General features: G+C 51.2%; 13 protein-coding genes. 7 read left to right on the forward strand and 6 right to left on the reverse strand.

All coding sequences use genetic code 11. The features are described from left to right. Positions 1 to 93 precede the first annotated feature (93 nt). Positions 94 to 801 (forward strand): LuxR C-terminal-related transcriptional regulator, encoded by a 708-nt coding sequence (locus tag SH449x_RS05340; RefSeq protein WP_482380290.1) that lies wholly within the window; start codon positions 94 to 96, stop codon positions 799 to 801. 100 nt (positions 802 to 901) lie between these two features. After that, positions 902 to 1,939: an L-threonine 3-dehydrogenase gene (gene tdh / locus SH449x_RS05345; protein ID WP_482380291.1), complete on the forward strand. Its 1,038-nt coding sequence runs from the start codon at positions 902 to 904 to the stop codon at positions 1,937 to 1,939. An 87-nt stretch (positions 1,940 to 2,026) separates the two neighbouring features. On the opposite strand, the gene nadC is transcribed toward tdh, so the two are convergent. Then, on the reverse strand, positions 2,027 to 2,965 hold the full coding sequence (nadC, locus tag SH449x_RS05350) for a carboxylating nicotinate-nucleotide diphosphorylase (protein ID WP_482380292.1): 939 nt from the start codon (positions 2,963 to 2,965) through the stop codon (positions 2,027 to 2,029). A 142-nt stretch (positions 2,966 to 3,107) separates the two neighbouring features. Here nadC and SH449x_RS05355 point away from each other — a divergent pair, with 142 nt between their 5' ends. Continuing rightward, positions 3,108 to 3,686 carry a hypothetical protein gene (locus SH449x_RS05355; RefSeq protein ID WP_482380293.1) on the forward strand — a complete coding sequence of 193 codons (579 nt, stop codon included), beginning with the start codon at positions 3,108 to 3,110 and terminating at the stop codon, positions 3,684 to 3,686. 24 nt (positions 3,687 to 3,710) lie between these two features. Further along, the gene (gene nagB, locus SH449x_RS05360) at positions 3,711 to 4,526 is read left to right on the forward strand and encodes a glucosamine-6-phosphate deaminase (RefSeq protein WP_482380294.1); all 816 of its coding nucleotides are present in this window, start codon (positions 3,711 to 3,713) and stop codon (positions 4,524 to 4,526) included. On the opposite strand, the gene SH449x_RS05365 is transcribed toward nagB, so the two are convergent. After that, positions 4,502 to 6,328, reverse strand: a complete 1,827-nt coding sequence (locus SH449x_RS05365) for an ABC transporter ATP-binding protein (RefSeq protein WP_482380295.1) — start codon at positions 6,326 to 6,328, stop codon at positions 4,502 to 4,504. The two genes, nagB and SH449x_RS05365, sit on opposite strands and share 25 nt — an antisense overlap. A 295-nt stretch (positions 6,329 to 6,623) precedes the next feature. Here SH449x_RS05365 and SH449x_RS05370 point away from each other — a divergent pair, with 295 nt between their 5' ends. From SH449x_RS05370 to SH449x_RS05380, 3 genes are all read left to right on the forward strand, one after another. Beyond that, a complete protein-coding gene (locus SH449x_RS05370) occupies positions 6,624 to 8,066 on the forward strand; it encodes a sigma-54-dependent transcriptional regulator (RefSeq protein ID WP_482380296.1) in 1,443 nt (480 codons plus the stop codon). Between the two features lie 296 nt (positions 8,067 to 8,362). Further along, positions 8,363 to 11,362 carry a DUF1553 domain-containing protein gene (locus tag SH449x_RS05375; RefSeq protein WP_482380297.1) on the forward strand — a complete coding sequence of 1,000 codons (3,000 nt, stop codon included), beginning with the start codon at positions 8,363 to 8,365 and terminating at the stop codon, positions 11,360 to 11,362. 11 nt (positions 11,363 to 11,373) lie between these two features. Further along, positions 11,374 to 12,828 carry a DUF1501 domain-containing protein gene (locus SH449x_RS05380; RefSeq protein ID WP_482380298.1) on the forward strand — a complete coding sequence of 485 codons (1,455 nt, stop codon included), beginning with the start codon at positions 11,374 to 11,376 and terminating at the stop codon, positions 12,826 to 12,828. A gap of 312 nt (positions 12,829 to 13,140) precedes the next feature. Here the strand turns inward: SH449x_RS05380 and SH449x_RS05385 are convergent, their stop codons facing one another. From SH449x_RS05385 to rho, 4 genes are all read right to left on the reverse strand, one after another. Next, positions 13,141 to 14,028: a sugar phosphate isomerase/epimerase family protein gene (locus SH449x_RS05385; protein WP_482380299.1), complete on the reverse strand. Its 888-nt coding sequence runs from the start codon at positions 14,026 to 14,028 to the stop codon at positions 13,141 to 13,143. A gap of 277 nt (positions 14,029 to 14,305) precedes the next feature. Then, positions 14,306 to 16,924, reverse strand: a complete 2,619-nt coding sequence (locus SH449x_RS05390; protein WP_482380300.1) for a dockerin type I domain-containing protein — start codon at positions 16,922 to 16,924, stop codon at positions 14,306 to 14,308. 234 nt (positions 16,925 to 17,158) lie between these two features. Next, positions 17,159 to 17,668 (reverse strand): 6,7-dimethyl-8-ribityllumazine synthase, encoded by a 510-nt coding sequence (gene ribH / locus SH449x_RS05395; RefSeq protein ID WP_482380301.1) that lies wholly within the window; start codon positions 17,666 to 17,668, stop codon positions 17,159 to 17,161. Positions 17,669 to 17,792: 124 nt separating this feature from the next. Then, the gene (gene rho / locus SH449x_RS05400; RefSeq protein WP_482380302.1) at positions 17,793 to 19,193 is read right to left on the reverse strand and encodes a transcription termination factor Rho; all 1,401 of its coding nucleotides are present in this window, start codon (positions 19,191 to 19,193) and stop codon (positions 17,793 to 17,795) included. Positions 19,194 to 19,443 lie beyond the last annotated feature (250 nt).

The following is a 19,443-nucleotide window of genomic DNA, read 5'->3' on the forward strand; positions in this document are numbered from 1 at the left end:
CTTCGGGAAAAAGGATACAATCTCGCGTATTGGTTGTAGTAGGTAGCTCAATTCGAGTCGGCTTGTTCGGAGTCATAACAACGCCAAATCGCCATGATCCAAGAACCACTTCAATCGCTTCACGTGTCAACAGACAGTCAATTTGCCATCCGAATACTGAGCCAACCCTCGCTGGTTCTCCTGGACCTAGCCAAGTCCTCGACTGCGCCGTTCTCGTTATTTTCGCGGGACCTGTTTGGGAGATTTCTCTTTATAAGTCCGTCCGCAGAGTCGGTTTTGGACCGCTCGGCGAATGAGCTAATTCAGTTCTCGCTATTGGCCTACTTGACCGACAACCCGTGCAACCAAAAACTTCGCCAGGCTTGGGGGCCCAAATCAAGTGCCGAAACGGGTAGTTTTCTGGTGGAAATCTATGGCTCTCATGGAGAAATTGTTCGTGCCGAACTCACCGAGATCGCCATTCGATCTGAACATAAAATTATTGGTTACGCCGGATTTATCAAGAGAGCAGAGCTTACAGAACATGCTCTTGCGACAGATGTAGAACTCGATGATCGCGAGGTTATGCAACGTGCTGCGTCGCTTTCTAAGGTTGAGCGACAAGTGGCAGAGCTAGTTGTAGATGGACATATGAACAAACGCATGGCTAACATTCTCGACGTCGCGGTTCGCACGATTGAAACCCGTCGGGCTAGGGTTATGTCAAAGATGCGTGCGAAATCCTTGCCGCACTTGGTCCAAATGTGGCTGAGAGTGAGACAGATAGAAGCCGAATCCAAGATCTCACGAGACTTTGATTAGACGATTCTGACTGGCAATCTCCCCCCTCTTTGCGTTATCTTTCTTCGCTTCACTAAGCAACATTCGCTCAGTCGACGCAGAACCACCAAAGAGCAGATCTATGCAGGCGCTTGTTAAATCGAAACGGGAACCAGGACTCGAACTACAGGAGGTTCCAGTTCCCAAAATTGGCATTAATGACTGTCTAATTCGCGTTCACAAAACCGGTATTTGCGGAACGGACCTTCACATCTACAACTGGGATGCTTGGGCTCAAAAAACGATCCCTGTTCCCATGGTGGTTGGCCATGAATTCGTGGGCGAAATCGTCGAAGTTGGTTCGAATGTTACCGACTTTTTTCCGGGAGAAATCGTCTCCGGTGAGGGGCACGTCGTGTGCGGACGATGCCGAAATTGTCTAGCTGGTCGACGGCATCTGTGCAAAGATACATTGGGTGTCGGCGTGAACAGACAAGGTGCCTTTGCCGAATACGTCGCCTTGCCAATGACGAACATTTGGCATCACAAACCAGGCATTGATCTCGACATTGCGTCCATCTTTGATCCACTCGGAAATGCAGTTCACACCGCCCTCGCGTTCGATTGCCTCGGAGAGGATGTACTGATTACAGGTGCCGGCCCCATCGGTTTGATGGCGTGTGCTGTGACGAAGTTCTCTGGGGCTCGCCATATTGTGATATCCGACCTCAACCCCTATCGCCTCGATCTTGCACGAAAGATGGGGGCTACGGTTGCATTCGATCCGAGGCAGCGCGACATCCAGGAGGTCACGAAATCCCTAGGAATGAAAGAAGGCTTTGATGTCGGCCTAGAAATGTCGGGTTCCCCCGCAGCCCTGCGAACTATGCTCGAAAACATGTGCCACGGAGGAAAAATCGCTATGCTCGGTATCCCCTCAGAGCCCATCGCTATCGACTGGAATCTCGTCGTTTTTAACATGCTGACCATTCGCGGGATCTACGGTCGCGAAATGTACGAAACTTGGTACAAGATGAGCGTTCTACTGGAAAGCGGAATGGATATAAGCCAGGTGATTACGCACCGGTTTGACTATCGCGATTTCCAAAAAGGATTTGAGGCCATGAGACAAGGCAATTGCGGTAAAGTCGTTCTCGATTGGACGACTGCTGGGGCCTAAATTCCTATCAACCTGGAACTCTGTCAACCTGGATCGCCGTGCCGAATGCCAGACACGGGATCGCTCGCTTTTTCCGGAAAACCAAAACTACTGGAATCGCCAATCCAACCCGAGATCTAAGTTCACTGCCGAATGCGTAAGAGCACCCACGCTGATTCGTTCTAAGCCCGTTTTTGCGATGGACGCGATGCTTTCGAGATTTACTCCACCAGAAGCCTCTAACTCCACAGCGGGGTTCATGCGGTCTCGGATCGCTACGCACTCCATCAGTTGATCGCAGCTCATATTATCGAGCAAAACGATATCCGGTCCCGCTTCGATGGCGGACGCCAATTGTCCAGGCGAGTCGATCTCAATCTCGATAAACTGGGGATTTTCTGACTCAGGCAAACCCCGCAGAAAGTTCTTTGCCTGCCGCACAGCATCTCCCGCATCCATAACGACGCTATCAGAAACCGCCCGCGACGCTAGGTGATTGTCCTTGATCAGGATGGCATCGAACAAGCCCATTCGATGATTTGCACCCCCTCCGCACAATACTGCGTACTTCTCAACCCGCCGCCAGCCCGGGGTCGTTTTTCGCGTGTCGAATACCTGTGCCCTTGTTCCCACAACTTTTTCGGCGAACAGGGCAGTCAAGGTAGCGATCCCGCAAAGCCGCCCCAAAAAGTTCAGTACCGTTCGCTCGCATGTCAGTAAATCTCTGGCCTCTCCTCGTAGGGTGGCCAGCGTTTGCTTAGCTTCAAAGGGCTCCCCGTCCTCAACGTGCAGTTCGCATTTCACCGTGCACTCAAACTCGGACAATATCGCCTCTATCAAGCCGGTACCGGCCGCAATTCCGGCCACCCTAGCGACAATATCCGCCTGACCGCTCACCCCTTCTGGAACGATCGCCATCGTCGTGAGATCCATTCCACGATCCAAATCCTCACGGATCGCTAACCGAGTTAAATGGCTCAAGTCATCTAGCAGCATCAGATCGCTGGATCGAGAGCGTATCAACTCACGAGAAAGGGCAGTTTGCATAAAAGTCCTTGCGATGCGGATTGTTAGATCGTGGCGATGCCGTATAGTGTAACTGAGAGGGAACGGTGTTCGCCTCCGTTCCCGCCTGCGAGAGCTACCTGCTTCTTGCCTTTAACCGTAACCGATTGAGAGAACTAGTAAAATGCGTCTTCGACTAGCTTTGACTTTGTTTTTGCTCCCCCCTTTCGTTTGCCTTCACGGTTCAAGTGGATTTTCCCAAGATCAGGCCGCCGAAAAGCCCGCAGAGGTTAAACCTTTTGCGTTCGAAGGCACTAAGGTTTCTTTGACCCCACCCGCGACCTGGAAAAGTGCTCCCCCCAAAAACCAGATGATCGAGGGAGAGTTTCGATTCCCAGCTGAGGGAAAAGAGTCCGTTCGCATCACTTTTTCTAGATCCGGTGGTTCGATCGATGCCAACGTGAAACGATGGATTGGACAATTCGAAGGCGTAAACTCAGAAGAAACCAAGGTCGACAAGAAAGAGATCAGCAAATTGACGGTCCACACCGTCGACGTTTCCGGTACCTATCTTGACTCGATGGGGGGTGGTCCCTTTGCTCCTGGCCCAACCAAAAAACAGGAGAACTATCGCATGATTGGGGCGATCATCGAAATGCCAAAGGGGCAAAGCTTGTTTATAAAAGCCTACGGTCCGAAGGATTTGGTAGAAAAAACCAAGTCCGATTTTGACAAGATGATCGACGGCATCACCAACAAGTAGTAGCCAATCTAGCTGGGATCAAAATTGAGAGTTGTTATTTTGCAGGCCGCAGATGATGTGGCTGAGTTTGCGGCGAACGTCGTTTCCGATTTGGTGAATGCACGAGCCAGAGAGACGCAACCTTGCGTTTTGGGATTAGCCACCGGCGGAACGCCCCTCGGGCTCTATGGACGCTTGGTGGATCGTTACAGGTCAGGCGAGATCTCCTTTCGAGGTGTCGAGAGTTTTAATCTCGACGAGTATGTGGGAATACCGCCTGACCATCTCCAGAGCTACCACCATTACATGAACGAGGCTTTGTTCAAGCACGTAGATTTTGCAGAGGGCTCGACTCACGTACCCAAGACTTGGGAGTGCGATCTGGAGGAAAGTGCGTCAAGCTACGAGCAGGCAATCAAGCATTGCGGCGGTGTCGATTTGCAAATCCTCGGTATCGGGACCGATGGGCATATCGGTTTCAACGAGGTTGGCTCCTCCCTCGCATCGCGAACCCGCTTGAAAACCTTGACCCGCCAAACGCGACTCGACAATGCGCGTTTCTTTTCGATCGCTGAAGACGTTCCGAAAATGGCTCTAACGATGGGGATTGCAACCATTCTGGAAAGCCGATCAGTGCTACTCATGGCGACCGGCAAGTCGAAAGCTAACGCAATCGCTGGTTGTGTAGAAGGCCCTGTTTCTGCGGGTAACCCATCGAGCGCATTGCAGCTACACCCTAATGTGGTCATTGTTGTCGATGAAGCTGCCGCGAGCTCGCTCAAGCATCAGGATTACTACAGGGATTCGGAAAACGTCCGCAACAGTTTGCCGTCCTCTCAACTCCATGCAAATCGAACATAGTTGAAGTGGCGGTACAGCTCACTTTCTTCAAGCAGCTTTTGATGGGTTCCATGGGCCACGACTCTACCCTCATGGAACATGATAATCTGATCGGCGGCTCGCAGAGTGCTCAATCTTTCTGGCACAACGATCACAGTCGCTCCTCTGCTCTTCAGATTCTTGAGTGCAAGCAGCGAGTCACTCTCTTCCTGAGCTGAGACGCGGGTTTTAGGCTCGATCGCAACGATAATGGTAGGCTTTCGGATCAAAGCTCGTGCGATTCCCAATCGAAACAGATGGTCGGGCGGCAACCGTTCGTCGTTGCTTGAAAGAACAGTGCCTAATCCATCTGTGAGATTCAATATCCCCTCGGCCACGCGTGCCTCGCGTGCGATGGCTATCAGATCCATGGTCGTATCCTTCTTGACACCGGCCAAAAGATTTTCCTCGACTGTACCATCCAAAAGCGGACCGCGATCGTTGATAAGCAGCGCGTTCCGTCTCAGACTAGAGTTGTCGAGATCAATAAGATTAACGCCATCTATCAGAATCCGACCACTAATCGGCTTTCCAAATCCCAGCATCATCTCGCTAAAAGCTTGGGCGGTTCCGTGATCCAAAGAAACGATCGCCGTCATCGTTTTGGGGTACATTGCTAACGATACATCGTCGAGCAAACGGTTCCTGTTACTATCTCGAAAGGCAACGTGTTCCCAAATCACCGCACTTTGTACGGGGCTCACGGTCGCCCCGGATTCCGAGTCAGGTCCGATGGTGGGAAGCGACAAGTACTGCACCAGTTTGTCCGCTGCTGTGCTTGCGTTGATGCGTTTGCGAATCCCGCGATTCAATTGGAACAAACTGCTAACGGAAATAACAACACTCCCGATTAACGCGAGCACATCTCCAACATGCAGTACCGAGTTGGGCTCCAGAACGCGAATGCTCAGGACGAACATGAGCAAAGCACCCAGCATGGTTATACATGATAACAACCAAGGGGATCTTAGGCTTTCCTCATCAGCGATTCGAAAATGAGCTCGATGAAAATTCTCAACCTGACCATGAAAGAGCGACTCGATGTTGGCTCTTTGGTCGATCGATTCCAGCAAAGTCGATGACTCGCAAAGATAGATCAGTTGCTCGTGAGCATTCCTCCGTTGCTCGGCCAGAACGGGTCGATTCTTCCGCTGGTTGGCTTCTAAACGCAGATACAGTCCCCAACCAACAACCAGCGCCAATAGTGCGAGTATTGTGAACCAAAAGTTTATACAGCATGCTAAAGCGAGAGCCACTCCCGCCTGAATCAAACAGCGAGGAAAGATGCGAAACCAATCGGTCCAAGCATCCCGTACCCGTGGCACATCCGCTTGAATCAGTCCACGCAGCGTGCCGCGCTGCCCTGAAAGTCCCTGCTCAACGGATAGATCGCGAGCTTTGTGAAAGAGCCTTGTCAGAAGTGATGATGTCAACTCCAAGGATGCCTGCATAGCGGAGCGCCGCGAAAGCAAATAGAAAAAACGTTCCGCGACAAACGCGACTAAGATAATGGCAACCAAGGCGATCGCGACTCGCAGCAGATTTGGCTCTGCGGACAGTGTCGACGTATCGATTTCAAAGTAAGGACTCACGTTCAGAGTCTTGGGTAGACTTCGCTTTCCAAGCTCGTCGGTTTGGACCACGAAGAGTAACTGCGTCAGCCAACCTAGAGCCACCAACAACAACGGGAGCAAAAGTGAGGAAACCACCCCAAATATCAACGCATACCACCTTGAGACGGGGATCAGTTGCTTCTCTTGAAGCTTGGTCCAGGAAGCTTGCATGGATTGCCCTTACTACTAACGGGATCATGGAGGATGGAATCTGTTCGAATGAGCTGTGCAGTCGATTGGTTAAGCAAACCTCGACTCGATTTGTCGTCCGACCCTCTCACTATAACCAAAACCACAGCCCATTCGATCGCAACCGACGTTGGTTTGTAGCGGTTTTTCCTTTTGGGTGACTACAAAATCGCATCGGTTGCCAGATTGCGACACGACTACCAGGACCTGTTGAAAAAAATCAACCTAACATTCCCTAGTAGAAAGGCACCGTCTCTCCCCTCCCAAACTCGCAACTATGACCGCTCCTGTCAAAATATTTTTAGCAGACGACGATCGCTGGCTCCTGGAATCGATGTCTGACTGGCTCTGCAGCGAAGGTTTCGCAGTCAGTACAGCCGATAGCATAGAAAGTGCTAAATCAGAGCTATTGCGAATGGAGCCAGACCTCATGTTGTGTGATGTCCGATTCGAAGATGGAGACGGCCTCAAATTTCTGCGACATGTGCGTCGCTCGTATCCAGATCTCCCCGTCATCATGATGTCCGGTTACGCAGGCCCTGACGCGGCTCGTGATGCCTTGGCTGGTGGTGCTTTTGAACTCCTTTCGAAACCGATTATCGACGAGGAATTGAGGACGACGATTCAAAGAGCCCTGAATCAGCGAAACATCGAACAAGAAAATGCCCGCCTCAAAGAAGAACTTGATCGTCGGTTTGGCATGGAGAGTATCGTGAGTCACGATCTCCGTATGCTTAAAATCTTTGAGATGATCGATCAGGTCGCTGATACGAAAGCTACGATTTTGATCACGGGCGAAAATGGAACGGGCAAAAGCATGATAGCGCGAGCTATTCATAAGAAATCGTCCCGTCGGAAAAAGCCATTCGTCGAGGTCGCTTGCGGTGCCCTGCCAGACAATCTTTTAGAGAGCGAACTGTTCGGTCACGTCGCAGGTGCCTTCACAGGTGCAATCGGAAATAAGACGGGCAAGTTCTTGCAGGCAGACCAGGGGACACTTTTTTTGGATGAGATTGGAACAGCCTCGACAGCACTGCAAATTAAATTGCTGCGTGCCTTACAAGAGTTCGAGTTTGAACCTCTCGGTGGATTAGATACGATTTCCGTTGACACTCGGGCGATTCTCGCCACCAACGAAAATCTAGAAAAGGCAGTCGCCGAAGGTCGCTTTCGTCAAGACTTATTCTATCGCATCCAGGTCATCCATATCGAGCTTCCTTCCTTGCGAGAACGACGAGATGACATACCAATTCTTGCGAATCATTTCCTTAAAAAGGTCTGTACGGAATACAATCGCAAGATTCATGGTTTCTCGAGCCAAGCTATGAATGCCTTGATCTCTCACTCGTGGCCAGGCAACATTCGAGAGTTGGAGAACGCAATCCAACGTGCCGTGTTGCTTGCGAAGTCGGATGCAATCGAAACCGACGTCCTCCCGATTTCGATAACGCACAAATCTAGCAGCACGACTTCAGGCCAAAATGAACCTTGGACAAACCGATCGATCGAATTAACGACGAATCCGAATGAGCTCCCAATAGCTAAATCGATCCTTCCCTTAAGTGAAGCTCTCGAAGGCCCTGAGCGGCAAATCATTCTTGCCGCACTGGAAGCCAATGGCTGGAACCGCAACATCACCGCAGACTTACTCGGAATCAACCGTACGACACTCTATAAAAAAATGAAGAAGCTGGGGATCGAAGAGCCGACGCCTCAATGAGTCCCAGGGGATGCGGAACGAGGGAAAACGACAGCAAGTTGCAGGAACCGTCTCGTCCGTAAATAGGAGCGTAACAGCCCAAGCCTCACGGTGACGGGCGATGCCAAACGTGCCGGGAGTCGCCTTGGGCGACGAAACCCTAAACTAACCTGCGGAGGGGAAGAAAATGGTCGCACGGATTTCTTAATCAACTGGCTTGATACCGTTGCACTCTCGAGTCTGTTCGCTGCTATAATACAGCCAGCCGGAATGGTATGTATGACTCGCCTCCTCTCCCACCTTACTACAGTCTAACCATGACCCATCGTTGCCTATGGCTCCTGTGTGTGAGCTTTCTTATTGCTTCCAGTGCCTGCAATTGTGCAAAGGCCGCTTCCGATGATGATGCCCTCGCGATCTTTTCCTTTAGCGAGCTTCAAGGAATGGTGGTTCGGGATTTGACTCCAATTGATCCAATAGAACTGCGGTTTCGTCAACACTCTGCAAGTTGGCGACCGGGAAGATTGCAACTGAATGCTTCAGGAATTATCGAGACTGCTGTTCCACCGAGCAAGCTGTACGCTGCATTCAAGGAATCGCAAGCGTTTACGATAGAAATGTGGATCACTCCTACCGGTATGAATCAATCAGGTCCCGCTCGTATTCTCTCCCTATCCAAAGATACGAGCTTACGCAATCTAACCATCGGACAAGATGGCGATAAGATCGATGTTCGCCTCAGACACTCTGCCAGCGATCAGAACGGAATGCCTTCGCTGCAAACTCCGTCGGGGGCTTTAAAAAATGGGAGAAACCACCTGGTTGTTTCGAGAGATAAGACCGGTTTACTTGCTGTTTATCTCAACGGTCTCGAGGCTGCTAAAAAGACAGTCGAAGGCGACTTGAGCAATTGGGACACATCGTTTCGACTGATTCTCGCCAACGAGGCCACTGGCGATAGGCCTTGGCTGGGTTCTTATGAGCACCTAGCTATCTTTGCAAAAGCTCTTTCTCCCGAGGAGATTTTGGAACGGTATCACTCGGGAGAAACGCAAGCGACGATATTGAGTCGCAAGCTTCCGCCATCCATCGAGCGATCAGTAGACTTCGTGACAGATGTATTGCCAATCCTTCGTGATCGCTGTTTTGACTGCCATACTTCAGGCAATGAGGAAGGGGGGCTTAATCTTGGCCTTAGGGCTAGAACGCTCGAGGGTGGGGCGCACGGACCTGCGATGGAGCCGGGTAATAGTGCTTACAGCTTGATGATTCACCTCGTGGCTGGGTTGGACTCCTCTCGAGTCATGCCACCTGATGATGAGCCCCTCTCCAAAGAGGACATTGGTATCCTTAGGGCTTGGATTGACCAGGGAGCAATCTGGCCATCGAGTGCAGAGGTTGCCGATGCTCGAGAGGAAAAGGGACGCGAACACTGGGCGTTTCAAAGGTTGCGATCTGTCGAAGTGCCTCCCGTTGTTTTGGGGAAGATTGACGACGCACCAGCGACGTGGAAACGGCCACAGACGCCGATCGATGCTTTTGTCCTGGACAAACAGCGATCCTTATCGCTCCCGCATGCTTTGCCCGCCGCACCTGAGCAGCTGGTGCGGCGCTTGACATTCGATCTAACGGGTCTCCCACCAACGCCTGAGCAAATCGAACGCTTTCTCGCCACTTACGACCCACGCGAGAAGTGGCCAGCTGGGCGATTTATTGACGAGCTTCTAGATTCTCCTCACTATGGAGAACGCTGGGGACGGCATTGGTTGGATGCCGCGCGTTTCGCCGAAAGTGATGGGCAGGAATCGGATGAGGACCGACCTCAGGCGTACCTGTACCGCGATTTCGTGATCAACGCCTTCAACTCCGACATGCCCTACGATCAATTCGTTCGTTGGCAAATCGCTGGCGACGAGTTTGAGCCCAACAACGACCAGGCCATTATCGCAACTGGCTATTTGACCGGCGGTCCTCACTCGGCGCTCGGAGATACCTTTATCGAAGAGGAGCAACTCTTTAATCGATACAACGAACTCGACGATGTGGTGTCAACCATCGGTTCCGGGATGCTCGGGTTGACGCTGGCATGTGCTCGTTGTCATGATCACAAGTACGATGCAATCTCGGCACGGGAATACTATCGACTAATCAGTGCGTTTCACAGTGGCGATCGCAAGAAAGGCAAACTCCCCGGCGGGCAAGATGCACTCTTCTTCCGAGACTTCGACGATAAAGTCCGCACGACATGGTACTTTCGCCGAGCAAATTTTTACGATCGTGAACTCGAGGTACAGTTAGGTTTCCCTGCTGTACTTTCTATGGGGACGCAAGCAGAGGATTATTGGCAGCGAGCACGCACAGCGGTCGAGAATCCCAAAAGCACTTTGCAGCGTCGGGCACTAGCAGATTGGCTGGTAGATGTCGATCATGGTGCAGGTCCGCTGCTAGCTCGTGTTCTGGTGAATCGTGTTTGGCAACACCATTTTGGAGTCGGTTTGGTCAGTACTCCAGGGGATTTTGGAGTACAAGGGGACGCGCCGTCACATCCGGAATTGCTCGAGTTCTTGGCGAATGATTTCGTCTCTCATGGTTGGAAAATCAAACGGTTGCACCGAATGATCCTGAACAGTGCGACATGGCAGCAAAGTCGAAACGTTGATGCGAATGTGATGAAGATAGTGTCTGCAGACCCGAAAAGTATCGACTTGGCAAATCGATACTTGTGGAAGCGAACGCCTACTCGATTAGAAGCCGAGGTCATCCGCGATAGCATGCTGGCAGTGTCGGGTACGCTCAACTCTCAGGTCGGGGGGCCTAGCTTCAAACCGCAAATACCGGCGGAAGCGAACCTGGCTCGTAATCTCAAAGGGGAACGTTATCCCGAAAAAGTCCCCGACAGTCCCGACGTGCGGCGACGCAGTATTTACTTGTTTCACAAGCGATTACTTCCCTATCCGCTTCTTCAAGCCTTTGATCGTCCCGATCTGCTCGTGAGTTGCACCATCCGGCAAAATACGACGGTGGCACCGCAAGCTCTAGCATTAATGAACGATGAAACCGTCCGGCTCTACGCTAGCGATTTTGCGTCGCGACTGCGATTTGAGTGTCTGTCGGACGGTGAGCAAACAGCGAAACGAGCATTCTCATTGGCCTTAGGACGACAGCCAACGGAAAAGGAAGTTACCCAGTCAGTCGAGTTTTTATCTACTCAAACGCATCGACGAAGCGAACGAGGCGAGGCTGAGGCTGAACATCAGGCGCTGACCGATTTTTGCCAAGTCATTTTCGGCCTCAATGAATTCCTCTACGTTGACTAGGAGACAACCAAATGAACAACAGCAGAAATCTTTTAGGGTTCCCGTGTGGTCGCATAGCTTCACCTATGGATCGCCGTCAGTGGTTAACTAGGTCAGGCGGAGGATTGGGCATGTTGGCCCTGGCAGGCTTGATGAAAGAGCAAGGGCTACTGGCGAGCGACGGTCCCAGAGCAAACATCGCAGCTCCAGATCCGTTGCAGCCACTAAAGTCTCGTGTTGGACACTTTCCTGCGAAAGCGAGATCGATCATATGGTTGTTCATGGAGGGAGCCCCCAGCGCCGTGGATATGTTCGATCCCAAGCCGGAGCTTACCAAACGGGATGGTGAAAGGACCGCGATTAAAGCATTCTTTGGCAATCCTGGTCCTTTGATGAAATCACCATTCAAATTTCAACAATATGGTGAAAGTGGCCAACCGGTTTGTGAGCTCTACACGAATGTGGCCAAGCATGTCGACAAGATGGCATTCGTGAAGTCATGCTACAGTGAATCGAACGATCACGTGCCTGCCATTTACCAGATCAATAGCGGTATCGCTCGGCCCGGATTTCCAACAGCGGGGGCTTGGATTACATACGGCTTGGGTAGCGACAACCAGGATTTGCCTGGTTACATAGTGCTCGGTAATACTAACGGAGCCAAAGGGGGACCGCACAATTGGGGAGCAGGCTTTTTGCCAGCTGCCTATCAAGGAACGCTGTTTCGTTCGACTGGATCGCCGATTTTGAACTTGAAAAGGCTGGCCAGTTTGACCGACGAGGACCAACGTGCTCAGCTTGATTTGTTAGCTAAATTCAATGACAGTCATTTTCAGGATCGGTCCGAGGAGTCGGAACTACTAGCAAGGATTCAGTCCTATGAACTTGCTTATCGCATGCAAACTGCGGCCACCGATGTCGTCGACATCAACCGCGAGACCGAGGCGACGCATAAGATGTACGGGATAGACGACCCAGCGTCGAAGTCGTACGGTACAAAATGCTTGATGGCTCGCCGATTGGTGGAAAGTGGAGTTCGGTTCGTACAGGTTTACAGCGATGGAGAGTGGGATGCACACTCAAACCTCAAGGAGAACCATAAAGGTCATTGCAAAGCGACCGATGTCCCGATTGCTGGGCTTTTAACAGACTTGGAGCAACGGGGCTTATTGGATTCGACGCTGGTTATATGGGGAGGAGAGTTCGGGCGAATGCCGATGTCGCAGAATGGAGATGGTCGCGACCACAACCCCAATGGATTTCTGCAATGGATGGCAGGGGCTGGGATTCGTGGAGGCACTAGTTATGGCGAGACCGATGAGATTGGATACGCTGCTGTGACAGACCGAGTTAGTGTGAATGATTTGCATGCTACGATGCTCCATTTGATGGGAATTGACCACAAGCACTTGACCTATTTCCACAACGGACGCAGTTATCGACTTACCGACGTAGCCGGGGTAGTCATCGATAAGATCCTTGCTTAACGCATATCTACTGATGAAACAAGCTGCAGCAACCTGGGAGTAATTTGACAGCAATCCTATCGCGAAAAGAAAGATACAATCAGTTTTTGGGCTGATTCTTTTACTTGGCGATTAGCTCGTCTCTACGAAGCTGTCATCTACCACAGGGAGCACCAACATCACCTGCATTACTCAATCTGATCGCCTTGCGACTAGACTGCCGACTCGAAAGTTTGGCAAGCAGAATGCGAGCGTAGTACAGTCGATATGGAGTAGTACAGTCGATTTGGAGATGATCTTTTTAATTTGACGCGGCACGCCCACCCTGGTCCGCTACATGCATGCTTCGAGCAGTCGCTTTGTCGCCATGATGCCTTCATCGGGACTGAGAACGCTTCCTTCATATTCGATACCGACCCAGCCGGTGTAGTTCGCGTCCTTTACGATTTTCATCATTCGATGAAAATCAATCTTGGTCTCCTTGCCGTTTTCGTCAAAGTCATAACTCTTAGCACTCACCGCCTTGGCAAAGGGCATCAGGTCCTCGACACCTTGGTAGCGATCGTAGTCATAAAAATTGCCAAAGTCGGGTAGGGTTCCACAGTTTGGCATTTCGGTCATCTTGATCGTTTCGGCAAGCCATTTCCCATTCGAGCTTAGGCCTCCGTGATTTTCTACAATTACGTTGATCCCGAATGGCTTTGCAAACTCAGCCAATCGCCGTAGCCCGTCGGCGGCGAGCTTCTTGCCTTCTTCATAGTCAGCTTTGGTTTCAGCATTGACGCGAATGGAATGACACCCAAGATACTTTGCGGCTTCGACCCACTTGTAGTGATTCTCAATTGCCTTGGTTCGCGAGTCGTTGTTTTGATCTCCTAGAGCCCCCTCACCGTCTATCATGATAAGCAGGCTAGTCACTCCGACATCCGCAGCACGCTTCTTCATCTCGGAAAGATAGGCCTCATCCTTTGCCTTGTCCTTGAAAAACTGGTTGACGTACTCGACTCCCTCGATGCCATACCTCTCTTTCGTAATCTTTGCAAAATCTAGGTGATCGATCTGTTTCGCAAACAGTGGTTTGTGCAAAGACCACTGAGCTAGCGATATTTTGAATGGTTTGTCGTCTCGGTATGCCCATGCGGCCCCGGTTAGAGAATACGCCAAGCCGCTACCGGCTACTGCTGTGAGGGAGTTGATCAGAAAGTCGCGTCGCAGTGTCATAATTGGATTCGGCCGATCGATGCTAAAAGGGAAGGGATGGATTGAGGGAGGAAGAATTCGTTTCAGGACGGTAATCCCCGAATCCCCATCACCATCGGATTGTATTTGGCCCCTAACCTACAATCAATCGCGTTACGTCGTGTTTCCCCCACAGAATGGAGATTTTCAATACCCTATCGTCCCCACTCCCAATGTTGGGAAAGGTGCGACGGTGAGGTAACCACCAGCCCGAGAGAGGGCATGAACAGCGGGGGATACGTGCAGATTGTCTCGTTTCCTAGGCAAAATTAGCCTTGGTACAAAGCGCAGCGGGGTTCATTACCAGGTCGATCACTCCCTCCCCTTCACCGATGCTGGCACACGATGGACAGCAACAGGAATCCCCAAGTCCGAAGAAAATTTGGTCGGTACTGGTGGCCCTGGGGAGTGCGATTGGGGTAGCAGATTTGTTTATCAAAGGATGAGCATCTTCGAACGATTCTGCGTCCGAGTGATCGTGGTCGCATTGGTATCTATCGAGTTCATTCTCGCCAACCATGTTTATCCCGAATCCAGACATTGCGACGATGCGCATCGGAGGCAGAACACTACGGTAATCCAAAGCGAATGTTGTGATCGGTTGGATGGGAACAGACCCACCTTCTTCGGCATTCACCCCAACGAACTCTCCCCCAAGCATATTCGGTGGGGAATTGATGAAGTTAATGACCATCAAGACATCCAACGCATCCAGAAAACGATCTCCGTTCGGATCGTAGAAAGGAGGTGAGGTCAATCCTGCCCCGTCCAAAGCCCTAGAGCCCCGCTGGTTGATCTCATTGATTAACGTCAGTACGTCGAGCGGTGTTACCAGGCCATCATTATCTATATCCTCGGGTAGATTGGGATTCCGCCATGGGCTGATCGAGAGGCTCAAACCGAAATTTAGGTCGGCGATGGTTTGACCGGCACTGAGCGCCACGGTGTGCAACCCACTTTCTGGAGAGCTGATTGACGCTCCCATGGGCCCATTAATCATTCTTAGGTTATACGTTCCGGCCGGCAGGAACGGAAAACGATAGCTGCCGTCGCTCGCGGTGACTGCTGTGCTGGGGCTTCCGTATCGGAAATTGTCGAACATCGCTGATGAGCCAGAAAAAGCCCTCGCGATAACGTATGAAATGTTGGCGTCTTGTGAACCTACCTCGAGTGTAAGTCTTTGACCGACGGCCATCCCACGATGTTCTGATCGTGTGATGAGTTGATTGTTGCTGTTGAAAGCCTCGAGTAAGACCCTGGTATTGTCGGTCGCTGCAATAGCGTCGATCGATGCGTAACTCGTCAATTGGTCAAATCGTATTCGCAATTGGTGATCGTTACCACGGAACGCGTTCTGCACAGTACCGTTAAAGGAAACGGGTTTAAAGACCCGCACTCCAGTCGATGCTGCCATGTCAAAGACTGCGTGAACTCTACCATTGGTATTCATGCCGATCGCATCGATCATCAAGCCTGGCTGGCTGGTCGGGATTTCCCCTAGCGGCAAGTCATCTGGCTCCAACCGCCGTTGCAGGTTTAGTGGATTACCAAACTGATCGACAACAGCTACAGTTACCCCTGCTAGCCCATGTTCCGAGCGGGACCAAGCCCTATTCTGATCAGAGTCCTCCCAAACGAACCCTTGTATGCCTGTCGTTGTCGTGACAGAGGGAGAAGTCCCAAGGTTGCCAACGAACAGATTGCTTGTAATACCCAGTTGGTCGCTCAGGGCTCGAATTTCGATCGTGCCGGTTGCCCCAGCGGGAATGGGTATTTCGAGATTCAGGTCGAGTGTGAAGGTATTGTGTGTAGAGTAGTCGGTCCAGTTCCCTCCGTTGAGGCGATACTGAATCCTATTAATTCTATTGAGTGTGATATCGTTTTGATTGCCCGACGAATTGCGGTTGTGTAGGGCTCGGGCCGCAGCGGTTCCAACAAAGTTAAACGTCTGCCCATCGACCGATATTCTGCCAGTCCCCTTCAAATCAAGTGGGACATCCAAAACATCAAAAATTTGATTGCCATTGCTATCCACCCAACCCAGTTGCGCCAAGGTAAACGGACTGGTGATTAGGTTGTCATAAGCAAATTGCAGATTGCTGCCTGCCGACATAATGCTGGGGGCCTGAACAAAGTTCGGATTCGGATTTAGATCTACAGCATTCATATTCTGAGAATCGTAGTATCCGCGACGCTGAAAGAAATTGCCCCCTCCCGAGTACTCGTCACGCGCCCAAAACATATGCCCCGTCTCATGTGCGTAAGTAGACGCTGGACGGGTCGATGGTATGACTTGGAACAATCCACCCGCGAAGGCGAATGCTCGCGAGAACGAACCGCCTGGCGCAAACGCACCGTCCGCATCGTTGCTGGAGTTCACGACAAAAATCGTAAACGACCAGTCTGTGTCATGCTTGATTCTTTGGTCGTGATTGAAGGCACGAATGTTTGTGGCCAAGTCGCTCGTTGTTCCATAGCCTACATCGGTGAGGAACTGGCCAACCCATAGCGTGAAGTTATTCGAAATTCTCGAGATGGGTTCGTAAGGAGTCGGCGGACGGTTGTCGAGATATGTGGTATCGATGACCCATTCCAAGGTGTGCAGCGAACTTTGCGTAGCGAGCAAGTCCGTCCACCACTGAAGCCCTTCTCGGATGTTTCGCTCGACTTCAGCCACGTGAGCCGGTGTCCAATTCTCTGTATTCGAATCGATGCGTCCGTCGCTCTCAAGCAGAACAGGGGTGACCGCGACGCGCCCCAGCATAAACTCTCCCAAATCACTCGGAACTGCCCCAAAGGGCAGCGTCATCAAGCGACGGTCCTCCAGCGACTCCACAAAGAGTCGGCGAAACCTATTTTTTTTATTCTTGGAAGCCATAGGTGTCGGGAAAAAGAAACGGATTACCACACCTTTTTGATGGTAGTTCAGGGAAAAGATTCCCGCAGAAGCCCATCAAAAGATGGGAATTCTTGTCCTAAGTTTTCCTTCGAAGCTACCGTCTTTGTCCTTTATACCGGCTGTCCTAGAATTCGAGCTCAAGGAAACTAGAAATCGTCAAAGCTGAGATCTCAGCCTAGGCGTATAAGTCTAGAAGGTAATGCAACACCGGGCCTAGCCTTGTGGACCCGCTGGTAAGTGGCTGGGAAGTGCGGCACTTAACTTCAAGCACTCCAAAACCGCCTGGGCTGCCTCTTCCCCTTTGTTTCCGACATTGCCGCCACTTCTTTGAATCGCCTGTTCCAAATTATTCACCGTCAACAAGCCAAATCCCACGGGCTTGTTGTGGTCCAGCGATAACTGCATCAAGGCCATGGAAACGGCTCGATTGATATGCTGATCGTGTGTGGTTTCGCCTCGAATGACCGCCCCCAACGCTACCACACCGATACAATCGCGGTCTGCGAGCAGTTGTTGAGTTCCGTAGGCGAGCTCCCAAGCCCCCGGTACCCTCGCAAGCAGCAGATTTTGAGACTGAAACCCTGCTTGCTCAAAAGTTCGGATAGCACCCTCGGCTAACTTATCCGTGATGTGATTGTTGTAGCGAGAAACGACTATTCCAATTCGCTTGGCGACGAACAGCTTGAGGTCTAGTTCGTTGGCAAGTTCTACTTCGACCGCCATGCTATTGCATACTCCCTTTGAAAACTCGTAGCTACCATTCTTTCTCACTCTCTTGAAATCATACCGCTCGCCGATAAATCTACGAGGGGATATAAGCCCATCTGGTATACGTGAGTCGCCATGGCTAGGTAGGTCGAATGCCTAACAAGAACTCTGCATTAGTCTTTGTTTTCTTCAACTTCGAAACCAACTCTGACATTGCATCGACGGGACTCATTTCCGCGAGGGTTTTCCTAAGCGTGCATACACGCTCATACTCGCTTGGGTCCAGCAACGCTTCCTCACGCCTCGTACCCGACAAGGAAATATCGATTGCTGGCCAGATTCGCCGATCGACGAGGGATCGATCCAGGACCACTTCCAAGTTCCCTGTCCCCTTGAATTCTTCAAAGATAACATCATCCATCTTGCTACCGGTCCCTACCAATGCTGTGGCGATAATGGTCAAGGAACCTCCCTCTTCGACTTTCCGAGCGGCACCAAAAAAGGATTTTGGTTTCTGCATAGCATTGGCATCCAAACCGCCTGTAAGCAATTTACCCGATTGTGCACACTCACCATTCCATGCCCTGGCAAGCCGAGTGATGGAATCGAGGAAGATTACCACATCGACCCCATCTTCGACCAAACGCTTTGCTTTCTCCAGAACCATTTGACTTACCTGAATGTGCCTCGAAGCTGGTTCGTCAAACGTACTGCTAACAACCTCGCATTTCGGTCCCCTGACCTCGCGCTGCATATCGGTCACTTCCTCCGGTCGCTCGTCGATCAAGAGGACAATAACATAGGCGTTCGGATAGTTCGCTAAAACCGCCTTGGACATTTTCTGTAGCAACAGAGTTTTGCCTGCTCGGGGCGGAGAGACGATCAAACCTCTTTGACCGAACCCTATCGGAGCAATTAGATCCACCACACGCGTCTCAATACTTTCTGAATTGGTTTCAAGGACCATTCGATCACGAGGGTGAACCGGAGTTAGCGAATCGAACGGCTTGCGAGACTTCGCTTCATTAGGATTCCGATGATTGATGGCTTCTACTCGGAGGAGTGCAAAATATCTTTCGTTTTCCTTCGGGGGCCGAATCTGCCCCGAAATGGTCATGCCTGTCGTGAGACCGAATCTCCTGATTTGAGAAGGGGATATGTAAATGTCATCTGTGCAGGACAGATAGTGATGGCTCGTTGAACGCAAGAACCCGAATCCGTCGTTCAATATTTCAAGGGTCCCTTCACCATACAGCATGCCCGAGGTGAGTAGCTTCGCCTTGAGAACTTGGTAAATCAGTTCCTGTCGATCGAGCAGTTCCGGTTGAGGTATGCTGCTCTCCACAGCATGCTGCAACAGCTCTTCGGTAGTCATCTTTTGAAGCAATCCGAAATCGATCGGGCTGGATGACTCTCCTGCCGTCGCATGTCTACGCTCTCTGTAGAGTTCCTCAGACAAGGACAGAGGATCTTCTCGTTTTTTGTACTGGGCAGGATTCCTGCGTTTGCGAAAAGACTCCGATGGTTCTTGGTCGTTCATAAGTGATGGTGCGCACAGCACGCTTGAAAACCAACATCTCGACGAGGCTTGATGCTAGTGGGATGCGTGTCGCCAATTAGGTGCGAAAATAAGGTGCGAAAATAAGGTGGGTAGAGACAAGAAAAGAGGTTTGGCAAACAATCGTTTGGCCCAAGGTTTACCTGAAGCATTTCGAACTAATTCGCCCGAAACCAAAGGAAATCGCCCCGCTGAGACCAACGAAAGTATAGCCGAAATGCTGGACTTTCGG

The sequence above is a fragment of the Brakhagea baltica genome (assembly GCF_052161605.1).
Classification (GTDB): domain Bacteria; phylum Planctomycetota; class Planctomycetia; order Pirellulales; family Pirellulaceae; genus JBKCUI01.

Excerpts from the sequence above, each read along its gene's own strand:
- SH449x_RS05340 (WP_482380290.1), top strand. The coding sequence starts at position 94 with ATGATCCAAGAACCACTTCAATCGCTTCACGTGTCAACAGACAGTCAA.
- tdh (WP_482380291.1), top strand. The coding sequence starts at position 902 with ATGCAGGCGCTTGTTAAATCGAAACGGGAACCAGGACTCGAACTACAG.
- nadC (WP_482380292.1), bottom strand. The coding sequence starts at position 2,965 with ATGCAAACTGCCCTTTCTCGTGAGTTGATACGCTCTCGATCCAGCGAT.
- SH449x_RS05355 (WP_482380293.1), top strand. The coding sequence starts at position 3,108 with ATGCGTCTTCGACTAGCTTTGACTTTGTTTTTGCTCCCCCCTTTCGTT.
- SH449x_RS05365 (WP_482380295.1), bottom strand. The coding sequence starts at position 6,328 with ATGCAAGCTTCCTGGACCAAGCTTCAAGAGAAGCAACTGATCCCCGTC.
- SH449x_RS05370 (WP_482380296.1), top strand. The coding sequence starts at position 6,624 with ATGACCGCTCCTGTCAAAATATTTTTAGCAGACGACGATCGCTGGCTC.
- SH449x_RS05375 (WP_482380297.1), top strand. The coding sequence starts at position 8,363 with ATGACCCATCGTTGCCTATGGCTCCTGTGTGTGAGCTTTCTTATTGCT.
- SH449x_RS05380 (WP_482380298.1), top strand. The coding sequence starts at position 11,374 with ATGAACAACAGCAGAAATCTTTTAGGGTTCCCGTGTGGTCGCATAGCT.
- SH449x_RS05385 (WP_482380299.1), bottom strand. The coding sequence starts at position 14,028 with ATGACACTGCGACGCGACTTTCTGATCAACTCCCTCACAGCAGTAGCC.
- SH449x_RS05390 (WP_482380300.1), bottom strand. The coding sequence starts at position 16,924 with ATGGCTTCCAAGAATAAAAAAAATAGGTTTCGCCGACTCTTTGTGGAG.
- ribH (WP_482380301.1), bottom strand. The coding sequence starts at position 17,668 with ATGGCGGTCGAAGTAGAACTTGCCAACGAACTAGACCTCAAGCTGTTC.
- rho (WP_482380302.1), bottom strand. The coding sequence starts at position 19,193 with ATGAACGACCAAGAACCATCGGAGTCTTTTCGCAAACGCAGGAATCCT.